This is a genomic window from Pseudomonas spartinae (assembly GCF_965197125.1).
Classification (GTDB): domain Bacteria; phylum Pseudomonadota; class Gammaproteobacteria; order Pseudomonadales; family Pseudomonadaceae; genus Aquipseudomonas; species Aquipseudomonas composti_A.
Genome location: NZ_CBDAMB010000015.1, coordinates 53,532 through 74,125 on the forward strand (window position 1 = coordinate 53,532; position 20,594 = coordinate 74,125).

The window sequence follows — 20,594 nt, forward strand, 5'->3', positions numbered from 1 at the left end:
ATGGGGGCGCCTAGCTCGGACTCGCGCACGAGCCTGTTTTTAACGCAGTGATGGCAACGCAGGTAGTTTTTAGAGATGCCCGGGAGGCAACGCGATGAAGGTTCTACTGGTAGACGACCACGCCGTGGTGCGTCAGGGCTACGCCAGCCTGCTGCGCGCCCTGTTGCCGGACGTGCAATTGCGTGAGGCCTGCGATGGCGAACAGGCCCTGCAGCGGGTGCAGGAAGAGATTCCCAATCTGGTGATCATGGATATCGGCCTGCCCGGCATCAGCGGCCTGGAAACCACCCGCCGCCTGCGCCAGCGCCTGCCACAACTGCGCATCCTGTTCTTCAGCATGCACGACGAACTGCCCCTGGTGCGTCAGGCGCTGGACGCTGGCGCCATCGGCTACCTGACCAAGAACTCGTCGCCGGAAGTGCTGGTGGAAGCGGTCAAACGCACCGCCTCCGGCCACTCCTATATCGAGCAGCAACTGGCCACCCAGCTTGCTTGCAATCCCACCAGCGCAGACGGCCTCGACCCACGCCTGCGCGAGCTGACCCAGCGCGAATTCGAAATCTTCGTCATGCTCGCCCGCGGCCTGCCGCCGAGGCAGATCGCCGAGAAGCTGTGCATCAGCGCCAAGACCCTGTCCAACTACCAGACCCTGGTAAAGAACAAATTGCAGATCGCCTCGCAGGCGGAGCTGGTGCATCTGGCGATTGATAGTGGGGTGGTCAGGGTGGGGTTGGAAAGCGCCTGAGCAGGGCGATGCCTGTTGATACCGTGCATGACCGCGGGAAGGCCAATCCTATTCCGGCTACCTTTATTTGCGCTCACACCCAGGGACTTGCGCTGGCGCAGCGGTATTTGCATCCCGCCTTTTCGACCTGATTCTTTGTGGCGCCGCAATGCGTGAGCGAAAAACGTAGGTCAATCGAATACATTTGTCTGCTTGAGCTGGATTGCAAATTATTGATTTTGTTGTAATTGTTTGTTTTTCATAGTGGCAGTTGTGCAGAGTTATTTCGCTCTCCGTGCTATTGGATTAGCATGGGCGGCGATCTAATCAGTGTTAGGCTTAGTAATAAATGAATCCAGAGCCAGAAATACAAGAGCTTTCAGAATTCCTGAATGAATTCAATAAAGAAACCGACCGAGGTGCTGCTCTGAATGCAGCTTCAGTTTTGGATGAGTGGCTGCTAAATATACTTAAGGGGTTTCTTGCGGATAATAAATCATCCAAAGATTTATTGGATGGATTCAATGCGCCGCTTGGTACTTTTTCAGCGCGTGCAGCCGCCGCACACTCTCTGGGCTTAATTCAAGACAATGAATTTCAAGAGATAACAATAATTCGGAAAATTCGAAATGAGTTTGGTCACGCTTGGCGCGGTATCTCGTTCGATACTCAAAAAATATCAGACCTAACTAGTAATCTATCTTGGCTTGGGCCAAAAGACTTGGAGTCCACCTCAGGCCCGAGGATTCGCTTCAATTTTGCAGTTGCAATCTTGCTTTCCGATCTTCTGTGGCGTTCAAGGCTCGTAAAGAAAAATAAAATCGTAGCAAAAGCATGGCCAAACAAATCGAGGGCATAATGCCTAATAAGGCGCTGAAATCGCTCATTTCATTCGCTGGGACTTAATCATTATGTCTAGCTCAATTTAAGGTGTCAGTATGCCCACTATCCGTCTTGAAGAACGAAGCGATGATGGTGCGATTTTGGATACCTTAAGTGGTGATATTTCCGAACTTGACTGGAAGATACTTGCCAAATTCGTATCTCACCTTGACCGTGCTATGGAGTGCAGCCTTATTCTGCGAGGAATTCCTAGAATAACCGGCATAAAATGGGACGTGGGTGAAATGAAGTTCAATGCCGGAAGCTATTCCAACGCCGAGCTGTATGAGTTGTTACATGTGCTGCGGCCATTGATCCTCCATAATGAACCTGCTTCTTTCGGGGCGGTTCGTGCCATCTTGGGTAGATGCTTCAAAAATAAACGTCTATCGGCTCGCTTGAAGGAATTTCAGCATATATTTGACCATGGACAGTTAGCGGCTTATATGCAGGTATCAATCGGAGAGCAGCCATTATTTGACAGCTCTTTACTTCGGACATGGTTGAACGGCACTCAGTACCATACGGAGGAAGAGAAAGCCGCTGCATGGAGAGAAATAGAGGCTGACTTGACCACCGAAAACGCACGAGCAATTATCATTAATCAATTAAGCGATAGAGTGTTTGCGCTTGTGCTCCTAGGGCAAATAGCAAGAACTATCACTAGCGAAAGCGTGTGAACAGACTTAGCAACTGCTTCAAGCCGTTCGCTGCGCTCATTGGGACTGCCCCATAACCAAACGTTAGCCGGACCAGATTGATCGTTCCCACGCTCTGCGTGGTAATGCAGCCCTCGACGCTCCGCGTCCGCATTAGATCGTGGCGCATATGCATCCGCTGGCGACGCAGAGCGTCGCGGGCTAGCTCCCACGCGGAGCGTGGGAGCCATATTTCGCTTCCCCCAGTCTCACTCGCTACCTTCGCGCACCACCCGCCAAATCGTATTGGCCAGATCATCCGCCACGATCAGTGCGCCGCGCGGGTCGACTGTTACGCCCACCGGGCGGCCGCGGGTCTTGCCGTCTTCATCGCGAAAGCCGGTGACGAAGTCGATGGGGTCGCCTGAAGGGCGGCCGTTTTCGAAGGGCACGAAAATCACCTTGTAGCCCACCGGGTTCTTGCGATTCCAGCTGCCGTGCTCGCCGACGAATACGCCGTCGGCATATTGCTCACCCATTACGTCGCTGGAGAAGTCCAGGCCCAACGCGGCGACGTGGGCGCCGAGGGCGTAGTCCGGGGCGATGGCGCTGGCGACCTTGTCCGGATCCTGCGGTTTAACTCGGCTGTCGACGTGTTGGCCGAAGTAGCTGTAGGGCCAGCCGTAGAAGCCGCCTTCCTTGACCGAGGTGAGGTAGTCGGGCACCAGATTTTCGCCCAGTTCGTCACGCTCGTTGACCACGGTCCACAAGGTGCCGGTGCCCGGCTGGATGGCCAGTGCAGTGGGGTTGCGCAGGCCGGTGGCGTAGGGTTTGTGGGCGCCGGTCGCGGCGTCGATCTGCCAGACCATCGCGCGGTCGACTTCGGCGTCCATGCCGCGCTCGGTGATGTTGCTGTTGGAGCCGATGCCGACGTACAGGTAGCGGCCGTCGTCACTGACGGTCAGCGCCTTGGTCCAATGGTGATTGATTGCTGAGGGCAGGTCGGTGACCTTGCTCGGCGGGCCGCTGGCCTCGGTCTGGCCCTCTTGGTAGTCGAAGCGCACCAGCTCGTCCTGGTTGGCCACGTACAGGTTGCCTTCGTGCAGGGCCAGGCCGTAGGGGGCGTTGAGGTCTTCGGCGAACACCGTCTGCAGCTCGTAGCTGCCGTCGCCATCGGCGTCGCGCAGCAGGGTCAGGCGGTTGCCGCTTTCCACCGAGGTGTTGCCGCGTGCCTTGATCACGCCGGCGATCACGTCCTTGGGTTTGAGCTTGGCCGCGTTACCGCCACGGCCTTCGGCGACGAGGATGTCGCCGTTGGGCAGCACCAGGGTTTGTCGGGGAATCTTCAGGTCGGTGGCGATGGCGCTGATGCTGAAGCCTTCGGGCACGCTGGGCTGCTGGTCGCCCCAGGGCGTTGGCTTGGCGATGGTCATGCTTGGCAGGATGCCGCGTTCGGGTTTGGGCAGATCCGGCTGGGCGCCGTAGAACTGCTGGTTGCTGCCGGGCTCTTCGCCGCAGGCGCTCAGCAGCAGGGCCAGGGGCAGGGCGGTCAGTACTAGGGGCGTTTTCATCGGGCACCTCCTGTGCGTGGCTGGGCCATTCCGACCCAGGTGGCGGCGACGGCCAGCAGGGTGACGATCACCGACAGGGCCAGGCCCATGGGCATGGCGGCCCAGGCGTCCTTGGCGTGTTCCAGCGCATTGATGAAGCCCAGTACCCAGGTGACCAGAAGCAGGAGGAAATAGGTGAGTGGGCGTGAACTGGAGCGTTCACGCAGCAGGCCGACCAGGGCGAACAGCAAGGCCAGGCCGGTGAACACCAGCGCGCCGGCGATCAGCCAGGAGGCGAAGTTGCTCCACTGGATCTGGTAGCTGCGGTAGTAGGCGATGTCGGCCAGCAGCGCGCCGAGAAACAGCGGCACCTGGCCGCACAGCAGGGTGGTGTGCAGGGGGCTGAGCATGGTGGGGCAGGCATGTGGCGTTGCGGTGGTGGTCACGGCAGATCCCTCTTGGACAATGACTGATGGCGGCCTGGATGTTGCCGCCTCGATCAGGCTGTTCCTAAGAAGGGATTGCTCTGTATGGGCATGGTTCAGGTTGTTTTACTTCAGGGCGAAAGGGCGAGGCGTTTGGCCTGGTGCTCGCAAGGGGTGTAGGAGCGGCTTTAGCCGCGATATTCACGAGCGCATCGCGGCTGAAGCCGCTCCTACCGGGATCGGGCTCAGTCCCAGCCCTTGGGGCATTGCACGCAGCCGGGCATGTTGGCGTCCTGAAAGTTGCCGAAGCGGGTGCGCGCGCCAGTGAGGTTGGCGTTCTCCAGGTTGGAGCCGCCGAGCTTCACTTCTTGCAGGTTGGCATCTTCCAGGTGCGCGCCCTTGAGATCGGCCTTGCTCAGCCAGGTCATCTCCAGATTGGCCGCCTGCAGTTGGACGTTGTGCAGCTTGGCCCCGGAGAGACGGGCGAACTCCAGGTTGGCGGCGCGCATGTCGGCGCCTTCGAATTGCGCTGCCTGGGCAAACAGGCCCCAGCCGCCGATGGCTACCAGGCTGGCGCCGGAGAGGTCGGCCAGACGCAGGTTGCTTTGCTGCAGGCTGGCGCGGTTGAGATTGGCGCCACGCAGCTTGGCCTTTTCCAGATTGGCCAGGTCGAGGTTGGTATGGCGCAGGTCGGCGCCGGAGAGATCGGCCCCGGACAGGTTCATGCGACGCATGTCGAGGTTGCGCAGGTCAGCGCCGCGCAGGTTGGCGTTGGGGCATTGGCTGTCGGGTTCGATGCGGCAGCCGTTGATCTGCGGCACGCCGTCGTTGTCGGTTTCGGCGCCGATGGCGTGGCTGCCGAGTACCAGCAGTACGACTGGAATGAGTAGAGGCAGGTAGTTCATGGCGAGTCCTCGGGGTGATGGCCTGATTAGCTTCGCGGCTGAAACGGAATGCCGCCCAGCCGCTCCTACAGGCAAAGGCGCATGGCGCACCCAGGTGCGCCATGCGTTCAGCCTCTAGCGTTTGGCGGTTGCCTTGTCCCAGCTCGGCAGCTTGAACACCCAGAAGGAACCGCCCTGGGCGACCGGCTTGGTCAGCTCGGCCATGTCGCCACCCCACAGCGGTACGGCGCCGCCGTAGCCGGCAGTCACGCCGATGTACTGCTCACCGTCCTGTTCCCAGGTGATGGGCGGGGAGATGATTCCGGTGCCGACCTGGAATTTCCACAGCTCCTTGCCGTTCTTGGCGTCGAAGGCCTTGAAGTAGCCGTCGCCGGTACCGGTGAACACCAGGTTGCCCTTGGTGGCGAGCACGCCGGCCCACAGCGGCAGGCGCTCCTTGTGTTCCCAGGCGACCTTGCCGGTGGTCGGGTTCATCGCGCGCAGGATGCCGACGTGGTCATCGAACAGGCGCTTGATACGAAAGCCCATGCCCAGGTAGGCGGAGCCCTTCTTGTAGTGCGCCTCCTCGGCCCAGTAGTCCTCCTTCCAGTGGTTGGCCGGCACGTAGAACAGACCGGTGTCCTGGCTGTAGGCCATGGGGTTCCAGTTCTTGCCGCCGAGGAAGGGCGGGGAGACCTCGACCGCCTCACCCTTGCTTTCGCCGGGCTTGGGTTTCGGCGGGCGCTGGCCTTCGTTCTCGACCGGGCGACCGGTCTTCAGGTCGATATGGCTGGCCCAGGTGATCTTGTCGACGAAGGGGAAGGCGTTCTTCAGCTTGCCGTTGGCGCGGTCGACTACGTAGAAGAAGCCGTTGCGGTCGGCGTGAGCGGTGGCCTTGGTGACCTTGCCGTCCTTGTCCTTGTAGTCGAACAGCACCAGCTCGTTGTTGCCGGAGAAGTCCCAGGCATCGTTCGGGGTGTGCTGGTAGAACCACTTCACTTCGCCGGTGGTCGGGTCGACGCCGACCTGGCCGGAGGTGTACAGGCTGTCGTAGTCGTGCGGGTTACCGCCGTCGCTGGTACGTGCCCAGCCGTTCCACGGGGCCGGGTTACCGGCACCGATGATGATGGTGTTGGTCTCGGCATCGAAGCTGGCGCTCTGCCACGGGGCGCCGCCACCCTGGCTCCAGGCTTCCTTCTTGCCGGTCGGGTGATTGGGGTCATCCGGCCAGCTCGGCGCCTTGATGTCGCCGGTAGGGGTGCTGTCCTTGCCGTTGAGGCGGCCCATGTGGCCTTCGACGAAGGGGCGCATCCACACTTCTTCGCCGGTGTCCGGGTCGCGGGCGAACAGGCGGCCGACCACGCCGAACTCATCGCCGGAGCTACCGTGAATCAGCAGTACCTTGCCGCTCTTGCCGTCCTTCACGATGGTCGGTGCGCCGGTCATGGTGTAGCCACCGGAGTGATCACCGAACTTCTTGTTCCACACCACCTTGCCGGTGTCCTTGTTCAGCGCGACGACGCGGGCGTCGAGGGTGCCGAAGTAGATCTTGTCGCCGTAGATGGCGGCGCCACGGTTGACCACGTCGCAGCACGGGCGGATGTCGTCGGGCAGGCGGTGGCTGTAGGTCCACAGGCGTTTGCCGGTCTTGGCGTCGAGGGCGAAGACGCGCGAGTAGGAGCCGGTGACGTAGACCACACCGTCGTGGATGATGGCTTGCGACTCCTGGCCGCGCTGCTTCTCGTCACCGAAGGAGTAGCTCCAGGCCGGGGTCAGCTTGAACACGTTGTCGGCGTTGACCTGAGCCAGTGGGCTCCAGCGCTGGGCGTTGGTGCCCATGCCGTACTGCAGCACGTTGTTGGTGGTGGTGTGGTCGTTGGCAATGTCGTCCCAGGTGACCGGCTTGGCGATCGCGCCCTGGCTCAGCGCCAGGCCGCCGGCCAGCATCAGGGCAAGCGCCAGGGGGCGTGGGGTGCTGGGTAGGTTTCTTGTTGTCATCGTTGTGCTTCCCATTGGAGGTGGTAGGTCGCCGCAGCTCACCGCAAGAAAGCGATCCGCGTGGTCATCGCCGACGCTTCTGGAGAGGGTCTGCAGGGGCAAGCTGATGGTGGAACCGTGCTTCCTTGGCGCCTACGGAAAAACTCCCGCCCTTACCGGGAGGATTTCCCGGTTGGCACATGACTTGGCCTTGCTGCCAAGGCATCGGTAATACCCCCTCCCAAGCCCTACTACCAAGGGACTAGAGCGCGACCACCAAAGCAGCATTCGGTGCGCTGCGCGGCCTTTCTAAGATGGTCGCCACGAGCTCTGAACGGGCTGTCTTGCGTGCATTAGATGAGGTCCTGGCCATGAACAAGAAGATCCAATCCACTCTGGCGCTGGTGCTGCTCACCGCGTCGACCACCCTCTGGGCGCACGGCGACGTGGTGCCGCAGGCGGTCAACACCGATGGCCTGGAGCCGCTGGGTGAGCAATGGCTGGACGAGAACCCCTACCGCGACAACCCGCGCGCCATCGAGATCGGCTCCTCCGCGTACAACCAGAACTGCGCGGCCTGCCATGGATTGGAAGCCAAGTCCGGCGGTATCGCGCCAGACCTGCGCCTGCTGGAGCTGGGTGCCAGCGGTGATGAATGGTTCAAGGAGCGGGTTATTCACGGTGCAGTGCGCGATGGTCGCGTGTACATGCCGAAGATGGCCGACTACCTGAGCCAGGAAGCCCTGTGGGCGGTGCGCAGCTACCTGGAGAGCGTGCACGTCGAGGAGTAGCGCTTGATGATCACTCTGCTGCGCTCGTGCTTCACGACCTTCGCGGTCATGCGTCGGCTGATCCTGCTGAGCACTCTGCTGTTGTGCCTGGGCGCAGCCCAGGCACAGGTGCGTGACTACGACCGCATCGTGGAAGAGGGCGTATTGCGCGTGGCGCTGTACCAGGACTTCCCGCCGTACAGCTACGAGCAGGATGGCCAGCCGCGTGGCGTCGACTACGAACTGGCCAAGGCGCTGGCCGAGGGCTTGGGTCTGACGCTGCAGGTGATCTGGGCGCCGCCCGGCGAGAAGCTCGACGATGATCTGCGCGACTACATCTGGCGTGGCCGGGTCACCGCCCAGGGCGAGCTGGCCGACCTGATGCTGCGCGTGCCCTACGACCGTGACTACGCGCAGATGCGCAACGAACTGGGCGAGTTGGTCAACGAGCGCGTGGTGATGTTCGGCCCCTATCAGCGCGAGCGCTGGCAACTGGCGTTCGACCGCCGTCGCCTGGCCGAGGTGCCAAGCATCAATGCACTGCAGACGCATCCGATTGGCGTCGAGGTGGACAGCGTGCCTTCGTTCTACCTCAGTTCCGCGCGTGAGGGCTTGCTGCGCTCGCAGGCACGCCACTACCCGTCGCCGACCCTGGCTTTCGCCGCGATGCGTGCCGGTGAGGTGGATGCGGTGATGGCCCTGCGCGGCGAAGTGGACTGGCTGCTGCACGAGGCGCACGACCCGAAGCTGGCGCTGGCCGAGAACGCCTACCCGGACATGGGCCGGCAGATCTGGGAGATCGGCATGGCGGTGCACGAGAGCAATCGGCAACTGGCCTATGCCCTGGAAGAACAGCTGGAAAACATGATTCTCGATGGCTCGCTCGAGCGCCTGTACGCGCGCTACGGGCTGCGCTATGAGAAGCCTGAACAATACCAATAGCGGTTTGGGCCGCAGCGGAGGTGAACGATGGATTGGCGCAGCCTGATGTTGCTGGCCATGTTTGCCTGGGCCTGGGAGGCGCGGGCCGCCGTGCCCGATCCGGTCACCTCGGTGATGTGGGATTACTACCACCAGCGCCTGCTGAACGGTGAGGCCTTCGTCTTCGATGACAGGATTCGCCTCGAGGTGCCGCCCTTCGCCGAGGATGCCCGCCAGGTGCCGATCCAGATCGACGCCAGTGCCTACCGCGGCAAGGTCAAACGCATTCTGGCCTGGGCCGAACTCAACCCCATCCCGCGCATTCTCGATTTCACCCCCGGCGCGGAGCTTGAGCCGAGTCTGGCCATCCGTATCCGCGTCGAGCAGGCCACGCCGATTCGCGCGGCGGTGCTCACCGACGATGGTGTCTGGCATATCGGCTCGGCGCGCATCGAGGCCGCGGGCGGCGGTTGCACCGCACCCAGTGTGGTGCGTGCCGAAGGCGGTTGGGAGGAACGCCTGGGCCAGGTGCTGGGCAAGCGCTTCGTGCGCGGTGAGGACAGCCGCCTGCGCCTGCAGGTCTCGCACCCGATGGACAACGGCCTGGTCGACGGTATCCCCGAGTTCTACATCGAAGAAGCCGAGCTGCGTGATGCCGATGGCCAGGTGCTGGGGCGCATCGAGCTGTTCCCGGCCGTCAGCGAAAATCCGACGCTGACCTTCGACCTGCGCGGCGACCAGCACGCCGAACTGTGGCTGCGCGACAACAACGGCAACGAATTCCAGGCCGCGTTCTGAACGCTGCGACCGGTCGGGTGCGCCGTGCGCACCAACCCCATCTAGGAGGCTTCCATGCGCTGGATGCTATTGATGACGTGCCTGCTCGCCAGCCTGGCCCAGGCGCTCGACTACCACTTGCAACCCCGGCAGATCGCCGATGGCGTCTGGCTGCTGGAGGGCAGTACCGATAATTTCGCTGCGGACAACGGCGGCAATATCGTCAATATCGGTTTCATCGAAACCGCTGACGGCGTGGTGGTGATCGATACCGGCCCGTCGCGCCGCTACGGTGAGGCGTTGCGTCAGATCATCGAGAAAACCACCGGCAAACCGGTGGTGCGCGTGTTGCTGACCCACCATCACCCCGATCATGTGCTGGGCAACCAGGCCTTCACCGGGGTGCCCATCGCGGCGTTAGCCGAGACCACCCGGTTGTTGGCCGAGCAGGGCGATGCCATGGCGGAGAACATGTATCGCCTGGTCGGCGACTGGATGCGCGGCACCGAGGTGGTCTTGCCCAACGAAGAAGTGCAGGAGGGCGAGCTGGAGATCGGCGGGCGACGCTTGCAGCTGCTGGCCTTGCGCGGGCATACCGGCGCCGACCTGGCGATTCTCGATGAGCGTACCGGCGTGTTGTTCGCTGGCGATATCCTGTTCTACCAGCGTGCGCTGACCACGCCGAACAGCCCGGGGCTGGATGTCTGGCTGGCCGATCTGGATCGGCTCGAAGCGCTGCCCTGGAAGCAGATCGTACCCGGCCATGGCCCAGTGACCACCGATGCGGCGCCGTTCGTGCAGATGCGTGATTACCTGAGCTGGCTCGACGGCCTGCTGCGCCAGGGTGCGGAGCAGGGCGCGGAGATGAACGAGCTGATCCGTGCGGCCATCCCCGAGCGTTTCGCCCAGGTCAACCTGTCGCGCTATGAGCTGATCCGCAGCGTCAGCCACCTCTACCCGCGCTACGAGCGCAATGCCATGGCGCGCGTGGATCGTCAGGATTAGCAACCAGAGGTGTCGCTCAGGCCACAGGTCTCGCTTATGGGAGGGGCTTTAGCCGCGACCTGCGCACAAGAGCGCCGCCGCTAAAGCGCCTCCCACGGTCAGCGATCAGAGCTCTTCGTCGTCACGAATCATTACGTAATGACGGCCGTGCTCGGTCTCTTCGTGGTCGTAGACGTAATACATCACCACCTCATCCAGGCTGGACTGCACGGCTACGTAGTCACCGCTCTCGGGCATGAAGAACGCCTTGGTGGCCGGCTTGGCCAGGCACTCGATATGGGCGGTGACGAAGTGGGTGGGGTCTTCCTCGCCGTAGTAGTCCTCGCGCTGGTGTGCATCCCAGTCCTGCGGTGGCTCGAAGGCGCCAGTGATCAGGACCTTGCCATCGCCCAGGTCCTGCTCTTCGGCATCCGGATCCTGCTCGTCGGGACGATAGACCGTGCAGTCCAGCGCATCGGGATGATCGAGAATTTCCTGGCGTGGGTGGGGCACGGGCGTCTCCGGTCGATAGGTGCGGGGCGGCCAAGTGTCGGGCAAAGCGGTGACCACTGCAATCGCGTCGATGCAGGTATTGCTACCAAGGAACGAGGAAAATCGGCTGGGGGTGCAATTGTTGGCAGGCCTGTGCGAGCCAAGAATTTGCGGCAGACCGGGAAAATTTCCCGGCAATAACAATGAACCCGCAGAGGTAGCCGCAATGAAACACGCCGGTCTTCGCCAGCCCTTCCTCCTCACCGCACTCTGTGCCGCCATGCTGTTGCCGTCCGCCGCCGCGCTGGCGGTCACCGACGCCGAGATTCTCAAGGACGCCACCACCACCGACCAGATCGTCACCAACGGTCTCGGTCTGCAGGGCCAACGCTATAGCCCGCTGAGCATCCTCAACGACCAGAACGTCAAGGAACTGCGCCCGGTCTGGACCATGTCCTTCGGCGGCGAGAAGCAGCGCGGCCAGCAGGCGCAGCCGATGATCAAGGACGGCGTGATGTATGTCACCGCTTCCTACTCGCGGGTGTTCGCCGTCGATGCACGCACCGGCCGTGAGCTGTGGCAGTACGAAGCGCGCCTGCCGGACGATATCCGCCCGTGCTGCGACGTGATCAACCGTGGCGTCGCCCTGTATGACGACCTGGTGATCTTCGGCACCCTCGACGCCAAGCTGGTGGCGCTGAACAAGGACACTGGCAAGGTGGTCTGGCGCAAGAACGTGGCCGATCACAAGGCCGGCTACTCGATCACCGCAGCGCCGCTGGTGGTCAATGGCAAGCTGATCACCGGCGTGTCCGGTGGCGAGTTCGGTGTGGTCGGCAAGATCGAGGCCTACGACCCGAAGAACGGCGATCTGCTGTGGAGCCGCCCGACCGTCGAAGGTCACATGGGCTACGTCTACAAAGATGGCAAGGCCATCGAGAACGGCATCAGTGGTGGCGAGGCCGGCAAGACCTGGCCGGGCGACCTGTGGAAGACCGGCGGCGCCGCGCCATGGCTGGGCGGCTATTACGATGCCGACACCAACCTGCTGTTCTTCGGCACCGGCAACCCGGCGCCGTGGAACTCGCACCTGCGCCCGGGCGACAACCTCTATTCCTCCTCGCGCCTGGCACTGAACCCGGACGACGGCAGCATCCAGTGGCACTTCCAGACCACGCCGCACGACGGCTGGGACTTCGACGGCGTCAACGAGCTGATCTCCTTCGATTACCAGGAAGGCGGCAAAACCATCAAGGCCGCGGCCAGCGCCGACCGTAACGGTTTCTTCTACGTGCTCGACCGTACCAACGGCAAGTTCATCCGTGGCTTCCCCTTCGTCGACAAGATCACCTGGGCCAAGGGGCTGGACAAGAATGGTCGGCCGATCTACGACGACAGCAACCGTCCTGGCTCGCCGAGCGCCAAGGAGAAGGGCAAGAGCGTATTCTCCGCCCCGGCCTTCCTCGGTGCGAAGAACTGGATGCCCATGGCCTACAGCCAGGACACCGGCCTGTTCTACGTGCCTTCCAACGAGTGGGGCATGGACATCTGGAATGAAGACATCGCCTACAAGAAGGGCGCGGCCTATCTGGGTGCCGGCTTCACCATCAAGCCGCTCAACGAGGAATACATCGGCGTGCTGCGCGCCATCGACCCGAAAACCGGCAAGGAAGTCTGGCGCCAGACCAACTACGCGCCGCTGTGGGGCGGTGTGCTGACCACCAAGGGCAACCTGGTGTTCACCGGTAATCCGGAAGGTTACCTGCAAGCGTTCAATGCCAAGACTGGCGAGAAAGTCTGGGAATTCCAGACCGGCTCGGGCGTGATCGGCTCGCCGGTGACCTGGGAGATGGACGGCGAGCAATATGTCTCGGTGCTGTCCGGCTGGGGTGGTGCGGTACCGCTGTGGGGCGGCGAGGTGGCCAAGCGCATCAAACACCTGAACCAGGGTGGCATGCTGTGGACCTTCAAGCTGCCGAAGGAGCTGGTGGCCAAGCACTGATTGGTTGAAGCGTCAGACGATGGCCGGACTTTGTCCGGCCATCGTCGTTTCTGGCGTCTGCCGCGCGGCTTGCCGCTGCTGCGAAATGCCGCGGGTGAATTTATCCGCTGGGAACGCAAGACGCGGCGAACGGGTCTAGCCTTTAGCTTCCATAGCCTTGTGCCTCGCTGCCAAAGGCCCGTGGCAGACCGTCCGTGCTGCTCTACTACCAAATGACGAGACGATCTGTGCCATGGGCGCATACCGAGGTTTTCGGGGGCTTCCTAAGATCGAACCATGACTCGCTTCCCGATTGGCAGCGAGCTCCGACAACAAGAGAGGTCAGCATCATGATTTACGCGAAACCGGGTTCCGCAGGCGCCGTCGTCACCCTCAAGCCGCGCTACGGCAACTACATCGGTGGCGAGTTCGTCGCCCCGCTCAGTGGTCAGTACTTCAGCAACACCAGCCCGGTCGATGGCTCGGTGATCGCCGAATTCCCCCGCTCCAACGCCGCCGACATCGACAAGGCGCTGGACGCCGCGCATGCCGCCGCCGATGCCTGGGGCCGCACCAGTGTGCAGGAGCGCTCGCATATCCTGCTGAAGATCGCTGACCGCATCGAAGCCAACCTCGAGCTGCTGGCTGTGGCCGAGACCTGGGACAACGGCAAGGCCGTGCGCGAAACCCTCAACGCCGACGTACCGCTGGCCGCTGATCACTTCCGTTACTTCGCCGGCTGCATCCGCGCCCAGGAAGGCAGCACCGCCGAAATCAACGACGGCACCGTGGCCTATCACTTCCACGAACCGCTGGGCGTGGTCGGGCAGATCATCCCGTGGAACTTCCCGCTGCTGATGGCCGCCTGGAAACTCGCGCCGGCCCTGGCGGCCGGCAACGCCATCGTGCTCAAACCGGCCGAGCAGACGCCGCTGTCGATCACCCTGCTGGCGGAAATCGTCGGCGACCTGCTGCCGCCGGGCGTGCTCAACATCGTCCAGGGCTTCGGCCGCGAAGCCGGTGAAGCGCTGGCCACCAGCAAGCGCATCGCCAAGATCGCCTTCACCGGCTCCACCCCGGTCGGCTCGCACATCCTCAAGTGCGCCGCCGAGAACATCATCCCGAGCACCGTCGAGCTGGGCGGCAAATCGCCGAACATCTTCTTCGCCGACATCATGAACGCCGAGCCGGCCTTCATCGAGAAGGCCGCCGAAGGTCTGGTGCTGGGCTTCTTCAACCAGGGCGAGGTGTGCACCTGCCCGTCGCGCGCGCTGGTGCAGGAGTCGATCTACGACGCCTTCATGGTCGAGGTGATGAAGAAGGTCAAGCAGATCAAGCGTGGCGACCCGCTGGACACCGAGACCATGGTCGGCGCCCAGGCCTCGCAGCAGCAGTTCGACAAGATCCTCAGCTACCTGGAGATCGCCCAGCAGGAAGGCGCCCAGGTGCTGACTGGCGGCGCGGCGGAAAAACTCGAAGGCGACCTGGCCAGCGGTTACTACATCCAGCCGACCCTGCTCAAGGGCAGCAACAAGATGCGCGTGTTCCAGGAAGAGATCTTCGGCCCGGTGATCGGCGTGACTACCTTCAAGGACGAAGCCGAAGCCCTGGCGATTGCCAACGACACCGAGTTCGGCCTCGGCGCCGGCGTGTGGAGCCGCGACATGAACGTGGCCTACCGCATGGGCCGTGCGATCAAGGCCGGTCGCGTGTGGACCAACTGCTACCACCTGTACCCGGCGCACGCTGCCTTCGGCGGCTACAAGAAGTCCGGGGTCGGGCGTGAAACCCACAAGATGATGCTCGATCACTACCAGCAGACCAAGAACCTGCTGGTCAGCTACGACATCAATCCGCTGGGCTTCTTCTAAGTCGCAGACCCAAGAGGCCACACGTTCGCTCCAGCGTGTGGCCTGTAACCTTGGCGATGCTCCAGATCGGCAGCAGGCCCTTATCGCAACGCGGCTTCGGCCGCGTTTTTTATTGGCGATGAGGTTTGGCTCTGCCTCTGCTTGAGCGTGATCGCGGATAAGTCCGCTCCTGCAGAAACGGCGCGCCTGACCGGTAGGAGCGGATTTATCCGCGATATTGACCGACATCGCGCTCACCCTGATCGCGAATGCGCCATCCATACTCCGCCAAGCGCTTTGTATTGGCACATGTTTCAGGTCGGGCGATCGCTGGAACCTTCATGGCGCGATCCATTCCTACTAAATGGACGCACCTACCAATGCCAGTGCTGACTCATCCCAAAGTACCATTTGGCCTCTTGCCTGGCGGGGGCTTAATGGGGTTGCCGGAATGCCCCGGCTTCATAACAAGAGGACCGCACCATGTGGACTAAACCCGCCTACACCGATCTGCGCATTGGCTTCGAAGTGACGATGTACTTCGCCAACCGTTGATCGCTCCTGGCCCCGGTTCGTCCGGGGCATCCCTGCTGGTGACTTCCATGCATATCCAGATTCTCGGCTCCGCCGCTGGCGGCGGCTTCCCGCAATGGAACTGCAACTGCCACAACTGCCGTGGCGTGCGGGCCGGCACCCTGCGCGCGCAGCCGCGCACGCAATCGTCCATCGCCATTTCCGATGACGGCGAGCAGTGGATTCTGTGCAACGCCTCGCCGGACATCCGCGCGCAGATCGAAGCCTTCCCGGCGCTGCAGCCGGCGCGCAAGCTGCGCGACACGGCAATCGCCGGTATCGTTTTGCTCGACAGCCAGATCGACCACTGCACGGGCCTCTTGACCCTGCGCGAGGGCTGCCCGCACCAGGTCTGGTGTACCGAGATGGTGCATCAGGATCTGACCACGGGCTTTCCGCTGTTCAACATGCTCAGCCACTGGAACGGTGGCCTGCAGCACCGGTTGATCGAGCTGGATGCCGAGCCTTTCAACATTCCCGCCTGCCCGGCGCTGAACATCACCGCCATCGCCCTGCGCAGCAGCGCGCCGCCGTATTCGCCGCACCGGGGCAACCCGCATCCGGGCGATAACATCGGCCTGTTCATCGAGGACAGCCGCAGCGGGCGCAGCTTGTTCTACGCCCCTGGCCTGGGCCAGGTGGACGAACATCTGCTGAGCTGGATGCGCCGCGCCGATTGCCTGTTGGTCGATGGCACGCTGTGGCGCGACGACGAGATGCGCGTGTGCGAAGTGGGCGACAAGCTCGGCAGCGAAATGGGCCACCTGTGCCAGAGCGGCCCGGGCGGGATGATCGAGGTGCTCGATGGCCTGCCGGCCGCACGCAAGATCCTCATCCATATCAACAACACCAACCCGATTCTCGATCTGGACTCGCCCGAGCGCGCCGAGCTGGACGCGCAAGGTATCGAGGTCGCATTCGACGGCATGAGCATCCACCTGTAACGGGCTACAAGAAAAATCCGGAGAGCCGATGAGCCAACCTGCCATGAGCCCTGCCGAATTCGAGCAGGCACTGCGCGCCAAGGGCGCGCTGTACCACATCCATCACCCGTTTCATCGCGCCATGTACGAAGGGCGCGCCACCCGCGAGCAGATTCAGGGCTGGGTGGCCAACCGCTTCTACTACCAGGTCAATATCCCGCTGAAGGATGCGGCGATCCTCGCCAATTGCCCGGATCGCGAGACGCGCCGCGAGTGGATCCAGCGCATCCTCGACCACGACGGTGCGCCGGGTGAGGAGGGCGGTATCGAAGCCTGGCTGCGTCTCGCCGAGTCGGTCGGTCTAGACCGCGAGCAGGTGCTGTCGCAGGAGCTGGTGCTGCCTGGTGTGCGTTTCGCCGTCGATGCCTACGTCAACTTCGCGCGTCGCGCCAGTTGGCAGGAAGCGGCCAGCAGCTCGCTCACCGAATTGTTCGCCCCGCAGATCCACCAGTCGCGCCTGGATGCCTGGCCGCAGCACTACCCGTGGATCGACGCCACCGGCTACGACTACTTCCGCAAACGACTGAGCGAAGCACGGCGTGATGTCGAGCATGGCCTGCGCATCACCCTCGAACACTACCGCACCCGCGAATCACAGGAGCGCATGCTGAATATCCTGCAGTTCAAGCTGGATGTGCTGTGGAGCATGCTCGACGCCATGAGCATGGCTTACGAGCTGCAGCGTCCGCCGTATCACACGGTGACCGAAGCGCGCGCCTGGCATCGGGGGATCGCGCTATGAGTTTCGTGCGTACTAGCCAGGAGTCAGAAGCATGACCATCTCAATCCTGCCCAACGTGCCTGCCATCCGCCGTGGCTTTCGCCTGCAATTCGAGCCGGCGCAGGGCTGCCACGTACTGCTCTATCCGGAAGGCATGATCAAGCTCAACGACAGTGCCAGCGAGATTCTCCAGCAGGTCGACGGCAAGCGCTCGGTGGCCGAGATCATCGGTAACCTGCACCAGCGTTTCCCCGATGTGCCGGGCATCGACGAAGACATCCTCGCCTTCATGGAGGTGGCCCATGCTCAGTTCTGGATCGAGCTTCGCTAAGGCAGGTCATGAGCCAGGGCCGCCGTTGTGGCTGCTGGCGGAGCTGACCTATCGCTGCCCGCTGCAGTGCCCGTACTGCTCCAACCCGCTGGATTTCGCCAAGCAGGGCGCCGAGCTGTCGACTGCCGAATGGATCGAGGTGTTTCGCCAGGCCCGTGAGCTGGGCGCGGCGCAGCTGGGCTTTTCCGGCGGCGAGCCGCTGGTGCGCCAGGATCTGGCCGAGCTGATCAAAGCCGCGCGTGGCCTGGGCTACTACACCAACCTGATCACCTCCGGTATCGGCCTGACCGAAGCACGTATCGCCGAGTTCGCCGACGCTGGCTTGGATCATATCCAGATCAGCTTCCAGGCCGCCGACGAGGAGGTCAACAACCTGCTGGCCGGCTCGAAAAAGGCCTTCGCGCAGAAGCTGGCGATGGCCCGTGCGGTCAAGGCGCATGGCTATCCGATGGTGCTCAACTTCGTTACCCATCGGCACAACATCGACAATATCGAGCGCATCATCGAACTATGCCTGGAGCTGGAGGCGGATTTCGTCGAACTCGCTACCTGCCAGTTCTACGGCTGGGCCGAGCTCAACCGTGCTGGCCTGCTGCCGACCCGCGCACAGCTCGATCGCGCCGAGCGCATCACCAACCAGTGGCGCGACAAGCTGGCGGCCGAGAATCATCCGTGCAAGCTGATCTTCGTCACCCCGGATTACTACGAGGAGCGCCCCAAGGCCTGCATGAACGGCTGGGGCAACCTGTTTCTCGACATCACCCCGGACGGCACGGCGCTGCCTTGCCACAGTGCGCGGCAATTGCCGGTGCAGTTCCCCAACGTGCGCGAACACAGCATCGAGCATATCTGGCGGCATTCCTTCGGTTTCAATCGCTTTCGCGGTGACGACTGGATGCCCGAGCCATGCCGCAGCTGCGATGAGAAACACAAGGATTTCGGCGGCTGTCGCTGCCAGGCCTTCATGCTCACTGGTGATGCCAGCAACGCCGACCCGGTGTGCAGCAAGTCGGCGCACCATGACGTGATCCTCGCCGCGCGCCAGCAAGCCGACGAGGCGCCACTCGGGCTGGAGGCGTTGCAGTACCGCAACGACAAGGCCTCGCGGATCATATGCAAGGTGTGACCGATCCCGATTCGATCTGGAGCGCCGAGCAGGCCGCTGCAGCCAGCGCCGACTTCGCCGAGCTGCATGCGGCTCACGGCGGCGTGCTGTGGGTGGCGTTCGACCCGCAGATGGCGCGTTGCGGCTTGTTCTTCTGGCGTGACGAGCAGCTACGTGAACTGACCCCGCCAGGGTTCTCCGTGCGCAGTCGCGTCTACGAGTACGGTGGCGGCGCCTGCTGCGCCACCGAGCACGGCGTGGCCTTCGTCAATGAGCGTGATCAGCAAATCTACCACCTGCCGATGCCGGAGATGGTAGGAGCGGCTTCAGCCGCGATTTCTCCTGATCCGCAAAGATTCGCGGCTCAAGCGCAATACCGCACAGCCGCTCCTACGAACAATGAGCCGCAGGCGCTGACGGCTGGCGTCAACTGCCGTTATGGCGACCTGTGTTTCGTGCCCGCCTGGCAGGCGTTGCTGGCGGTTGAGGAGAGCCATGAGGCGGGCGCGGTGGTGCATCGCCTGGTGCGCATCGGCCTGACCGGCAAGCGCGAGGTATTGGTCGAAGGCGCTGATTTCTACGCTGCGCCGGTGGCTGACCCCACTGGCCAGCGTCTGGCCTGGATCGAATGGGATCGCCCGCATCAGCCCTGGGTTGCCACGCGCCTGTGTCGGCGCGAGTCCGGCGAGCGCACCCGGGTGTTGTCAGGTGAGGCGGGGGATCGATCCCTGCAGCAACCACGTTTCGATGCATTGGGCCGGCTATGGGTGTTGAGCGACCGCAGCGGATGGTGGCAGCCCGAGTGCGTCGATGACGACGCAAGGCGCGATGCCGCGCCCTGCGATCACGCGCCGGCGCCCTGGCAGCTGGGCGGTCGCAGCTACTTGCCGCTTGCGCATGATGAGCTGCTGCTGACGCGTTTCGAGCAAGGCACGGGCGTCTTGGTAGGCGCGCGCGGGGCCGACCAGGTTGTGAGCACCAACGATCTTGCTGGCAACGCAGTCGGTACGCCCGTCGCACCTTACGTAGAGCGGCGGCTGGCCGAAGGGTTTACCCGCTTCCGCTCCCTGGCTGCCGACAACGAGCATTTCTACTGCATTGCCGGCGCCCCGGATCGCCTGCCGGCGGTGCTTGCCATTCTCCGCAGCGATGGAACCGTGCGGATACTGGCCGGTGGCGAGCAGCCGTTACCCGAAGAGCAGCTCTCACGCCCTCGGCCATTCAGCTGTGCGGTGGCGGAGGGCGAGCGTAGCCATGGGTTTTTCTACTCCTGCGTTGCAAACGTGGAGCGTCCACCGCTGGTGATCTTCCTGCACGGTGGCCCGACCTCGGCCTGCTACCCGGTATTTGATCCGCGCATCGCCTTCTGGACGCTGCGCGGCTTCGCCGTGCTCGATCTCAACTACCGCGGCAGCAGCGGTTATGGTCGCGACTATCGCCTGCGTCTGGCTGGCCAGTGGGGCGAACTGGAGGTGCAGGACATGCGCGCCGCCATCGACGCCCTGGTCCACGACGGCCGTATCGACCCTCGGCGCGTGTTCGTGCGCGGCGGCAGCGCTGGCGGCTTCAGCGCCTTGCGGGCACTGGTCGAGCTGCCGCAGTTGCGCGGCGGCGCCAGCCTCTATGGCGTCAGCGACCCACTGGCGCTACGCCGGCTGACGCACAAGTTCGAGGCCGATTACCTGGACTGGCTGATTGGCGACCCGCAGCAGGATGCTGAGCGCTATCGACGCCGTACCCCTGTATTACAGGCCGATCGGATCAAGGTGCCGGTGATTTTCTTTCAGGGTGGGCTGGATGCCGTGGTGGTGCCAAGCCAGACCGAAAGCATGGTCGAGGCGTTACGCCAAGGTGGTTTGCCGGTCGAATATCACCTGTTCGCCGACGAACGCCACGGTTTTCGCCAGGCCGCCAATCTGGCCGAGGCGCTGCGCGCCGAGCATGCCTTTTTTCACCGCCTTAGCTGATCGCAGGTCGCATTGCATAAACCCAGCAATGCAGTAGGCTGATCGCCACTCCATAACAA

20 protein-coding genes are annotated in these 20,594 nt (G+C 62.8%); 15 read left to right on the top strand and 5 right to left on the bottom strand.

The features are described 5' to 3' along the window. Positions 1–94 precede the first annotated feature (94 nt). The 3 genes from ACN8M7_RS23475 (at position 95) to ACN8M7_RS23485 (ending at position 2,286) form a co-directional block, all read left to right on the top strand. Positions 95–745 carry a response regulator transcription factor gene (locus ACN8M7_RS23475; RefSeq protein ID WP_490262331.1) on the top strand — a complete coding sequence of 217 codons (651 nt, stop codon included), beginning with the start codon at positions 95–97 and terminating at the stop codon, positions 743–745. Between the two features lie 328 nt (positions 746–1,073). Then, a complete protein-coding gene (locus tag ACN8M7_RS23480) occupies positions 1,074–1,583 on the top strand; it encodes a hypothetical protein (RefSeq protein ID WP_490262332.1) in 510 nt (169 codons plus the stop codon). 79 nt (positions 1,584–1,662) lie between these two features. Further along, entirely contained in the window at positions 1,663–2,286 is a 624-nt protein-coding gene (locus tag ACN8M7_RS23485) for a hypothetical protein (RefSeq protein WP_490262333.1), read from the top strand. Between the two features lie 227 nt (positions 2,287–2,513). Here the strand turns inward: ACN8M7_RS23485 and ACN8M7_RS23490 are convergent, their stop codons facing one another. From ACN8M7_RS23490 to exaA, 4 genes are all read right to left on the bottom strand, one after another. Further along, the gene (locus ACN8M7_RS23490; RefSeq protein ID WP_490262334.1) at positions 2,514–3,815 is read right to left on the bottom strand and encodes a PQQ-dependent sugar dehydrogenase; all 1,302 of its coding nucleotides are present in this window, start codon (positions 3,813–3,815) and stop codon (positions 2,514–2,516) included. Beyond that, positions 3,812–4,204 carry a DUF2231 domain-containing protein gene (locus ACN8M7_RS23495; protein ID WP_490262356.1) on the bottom strand — a complete coding sequence of 131 codons (393 nt, stop codon included), beginning with the start codon at positions 4,202–4,204 and terminating at the stop codon, positions 3,812–3,814. The genes ACN8M7_RS23490 and ACN8M7_RS23495 overlap by 4 nt, the downstream gene beginning before the upstream one ends. Positions 4,205–4,464: 260 nt before the next feature. After that, on the bottom strand, positions 4,465–5,124 hold the full coding sequence (locus ACN8M7_RS23500) for a pentapeptide repeat-containing protein (protein ID WP_061242337.1): 660 nt from the start codon (positions 5,122–5,124) through the stop codon (positions 4,465–4,467). A 114-nt stretch (positions 5,125–5,238) separates the two neighbouring features. Then, positions 5,239–7,101, bottom strand: coding sequence for a quinoprotein ethanol dehydrogenase (gene exaA, locus ACN8M7_RS23505; RefSeq protein ID WP_061242339.1), 1,863 nt, complete (start codon positions 7,099–7,101; stop codon positions 5,239–5,241). A 350-nt stretch (positions 7,102–7,451) separates the two neighbouring features. On the opposite strand from exaA, the gene pedF reads away from it, so the two are divergent. Genes pedF through ACN8M7_RS23525 form a run of 4 tightly spaced genes read left to right on the top strand, consistent with a single transcriptional unit; the run spans position 7,452 to position 10,553 of the window. Continuing rightward, positions 7,452–7,871, top strand: a complete 420-nt coding sequence (gene pedF, locus ACN8M7_RS23510) for a cytochrome c-550 PedF (RefSeq protein WP_061242341.1) — start codon at positions 7,452–7,454, stop codon at positions 7,869–7,871. A 48-nt stretch (positions 7,872–7,919) separates the two neighbouring features. Beyond that, positions 7,920–8,792 (top strand): substrate-binding periplasmic protein, encoded by an 873-nt coding sequence (locus tag ACN8M7_RS23515; RefSeq protein ID WP_490262357.1) that lies wholly within the window; start codon positions 7,920–7,922, stop codon positions 8,790–8,792. A 27-nt stretch (positions 8,793–8,819) separates the two neighbouring features. After that, on the top strand, positions 8,820–9,569 hold the full coding sequence (locus ACN8M7_RS23520; protein WP_490262335.1) for a quinoprotein dehydrogenase-associated SoxYZ-like carrier: 750 nt from the start codon (positions 8,820–8,822) through the stop codon (positions 9,567–9,569). A gap of 54 nt (positions 9,570–9,623) precedes the next feature. After that, the gene (locus ACN8M7_RS23525) at positions 9,624–10,553 is read left to right on the top strand and encodes a quinoprotein relay system zinc metallohydrolase 1 (protein ID WP_490262336.1); all 930 of its coding nucleotides are present in this window, start codon (positions 9,624–9,626) and stop codon (positions 10,551–10,553) included. Between the two features lie 105 nt (positions 10,554–10,658). Here ACN8M7_RS23525 and ACN8M7_RS23530 read toward each other — a convergent pair whose 3' ends face one another. Further along, positions 10,659–11,045: a hypothetical protein gene (locus ACN8M7_RS23530; protein WP_061242347.1), complete on the bottom strand. Its 387-nt coding sequence runs from the start codon at positions 11,043–11,045 to the stop codon at positions 10,659–10,661. A 205-nt stretch (positions 11,046–11,250) separates the two neighbouring features. Between ACN8M7_RS23530 and ACN8M7_RS23535 the strand changes: the two genes are divergently transcribed. The 8 genes from ACN8M7_RS23535 to ACN8M7_RS23570 all read left to right on the top strand — a co-directional run bounded on the left by ACN8M7_RS23535 (position 11,251) and on the right by ACN8M7_RS23570 (position 20,535). Beyond that, positions 11,251–13,026: a methanol/ethanol family PQQ-dependent dehydrogenase gene (locus ACN8M7_RS23535; protein WP_061242349.1), complete on the top strand. Its 1,776-nt coding sequence runs from the start codon at positions 11,251–11,253 to the stop codon at positions 13,024–13,026. A 329-nt stretch (positions 13,027–13,355) separates the two neighbouring features. Further along, a complete protein-coding gene (exaC, locus tag ACN8M7_RS23540) occupies positions 13,356–14,876 on the top strand; it encodes an acetaldehyde dehydrogenase ExaC (protein ID WP_490262337.1) in 1,521 nt (506 codons plus the stop codon). A 462-nt stretch (positions 14,877–15,338) separates the two neighbouring features. Then, complete coding sequence (gene pqqA / locus ACN8M7_RS23545; RefSeq protein ID WP_003243383.1) at positions 15,339–15,410, top strand: pyrroloquinoline quinone precursor peptide PqqA; 72 nt, start codon at positions 15,339–15,341, stop codon at positions 15,408–15,410. A gap of 47 nt (positions 15,411–15,457) precedes the next feature. Then, positions 15,458–16,372 (top strand): pyrroloquinoline quinone biosynthesis protein PqqB, encoded by a 915-nt coding sequence (gene pqqB, locus ACN8M7_RS23550; RefSeq protein WP_490262338.1) that lies wholly within the window; start codon positions 15,458–15,460, stop codon positions 16,370–16,372. Positions 16,373–16,400: 28 nt separating this feature from the next. Beyond that, positions 16,401–17,153, top strand: a complete 753-nt coding sequence (pqqC, locus tag ACN8M7_RS23555) for a pyrroloquinoline-quinone synthase PqqC (RefSeq protein WP_061242355.1) — start codon at positions 16,401–16,403, stop codon at positions 17,151–17,153. A 31-nt stretch (positions 17,154–17,184) separates the two neighbouring features. Continuing rightward, the gene (gene pqqD, locus ACN8M7_RS23560; protein WP_061242357.1) at positions 17,185–17,463 is read left to right on the top strand and encodes a pyrroloquinoline quinone biosynthesis peptide chaperone PqqD; all 279 of its coding nucleotides are present in this window, start codon (positions 17,185–17,187) and stop codon (positions 17,461–17,463) included. Then, positions 17,435–18,589 carry a pyrroloquinoline quinone biosynthesis protein PqqE gene (pqqE, locus tag ACN8M7_RS23565; RefSeq protein WP_490262339.1) on the top strand — a complete coding sequence of 385 codons (1,155 nt, stop codon included), beginning with the start codon at positions 17,435–17,437 and terminating at the stop codon, positions 18,587–18,589. The genes pqqD and pqqE overlap by 29 nt, the downstream gene beginning before the upstream one ends. Beyond that, on the top strand, positions 18,577–20,535 hold the full coding sequence (locus tag ACN8M7_RS23570) for an alpha/beta hydrolase family protein (RefSeq protein ID WP_490262340.1): 1,959 nt from the start codon (positions 18,577–18,579) through the stop codon (positions 20,533–20,535). The genes pqqE and ACN8M7_RS23570 overlap by 13 nt, the downstream gene beginning before the upstream one ends. The last annotated feature ends 59 nt before the right edge of the window (positions 20,536–20,594 follow it).

Excerpts from the sequence above, each read along its gene's own strand:
- pqqD (WP_061242357.1), top strand. The coding sequence starts at position 17,185 with ATGACCATCTCAATCCTGCCCAACGTGCCTGCCATCCGCCGTGGCTTT.
- ACN8M7_RS23515 (WP_490262357.1), top strand. The coding sequence starts at position 7,920 with ATGCGTCGGCTGATCCTGCTGAGCACTCTGCTGTTGTGCCTGGGCGCA.
- pqqB (WP_490262338.1), top strand. The coding sequence starts at position 15,458 with ATGCATATCCAGATTCTCGGCTCCGCCGCTGGCGGCGGCTTCCCGCAA.
- pqqE (WP_490262339.1), top strand. The coding sequence starts at position 17,435 with ATGCTCAGTTCTGGATCGAGCTTCGCTAAGGCAGGTCATGAGCCAGGG.
- ACN8M7_RS23480 (WP_490262332.1), top strand. The coding sequence starts at position 1,074 with ATGAATCCAGAGCCAGAAATACAAGAGCTTTCAGAATTCCTGAATGAA.
- exaC (WP_490262337.1), top strand. The coding sequence starts at position 13,356 with ATGATTTACGCGAAACCGGGTTCCGCAGGCGCCGTCGTCACCCTCAAG.
- ACN8M7_RS23500 (WP_061242337.1), bottom strand. The coding sequence starts at position 5,124 with ATGAACTACCTGCCTCTACTCATTCCAGTCGTACTGCTGGTACTCGGC.
- pedF (WP_061242341.1), top strand. The coding sequence starts at position 7,452 with ATGAACAAGAAGATCCAATCCACTCTGGCGCTGGTGCTGCTCACCGCG.
- ACN8M7_RS23495 (WP_490262356.1), bottom strand. The coding sequence starts at position 4,204 with ATGCTCAGCCCCCTGCACACCACCCTGCTGTGCGGCCAGGTGCCGCTG.
- ACN8M7_RS23490 (WP_490262334.1), bottom strand. The coding sequence starts at position 3,815 with ATGAAAACGCCCCTAGTACTGACCGCCCTGCCCCTGGCCCTGCTGCTG.
- ACN8M7_RS23535 (WP_061242349.1), top strand. The coding sequence starts at position 11,251 with ATGAAACACGCCGGTCTTCGCCAGCCCTTCCTCCTCACCGCACTCTGT.
- ACN8M7_RS23520 (WP_490262335.1), top strand. The coding sequence starts at position 8,820 with ATGGATTGGCGCAGCCTGATGTTGCTGGCCATGTTTGCCTGGGCCTGG.
- ACN8M7_RS23525 (WP_490262336.1), top strand. The coding sequence starts at position 9,624 with ATGCGCTGGATGCTATTGATGACGTGCCTGCTCGCCAGCCTGGCCCAG.
- pqqC (WP_061242355.1), top strand. The coding sequence starts at position 16,401 with ATGAGCCAACCTGCCATGAGCCCTGCCGAATTCGAGCAGGCACTGCGC.
- ACN8M7_RS23475 (WP_490262331.1), top strand. The coding sequence starts at position 95 with ATGAAGGTTCTACTGGTAGACGACCACGCCGTGGTGCGTCAGGGCTAC.
- exaA (WP_061242339.1), bottom strand. The coding sequence starts at position 7,101 with ATGACAACAAGAAACCTACCCAGCACCCCACGCCCCCTGGCGCTTGCC.
- ACN8M7_RS23570 (WP_490262340.1), top strand. The coding sequence starts at position 18,577 with ATGCAAGGTGTGACCGATCCCGATTCGATCTGGAGCGCCGAGCAGGCC.
- ACN8M7_RS23485 (WP_490262333.1), top strand. The coding sequence starts at position 1,663 with ATGCCCACTATCCGTCTTGAAGAACGAAGCGATGATGGTGCGATTTTG.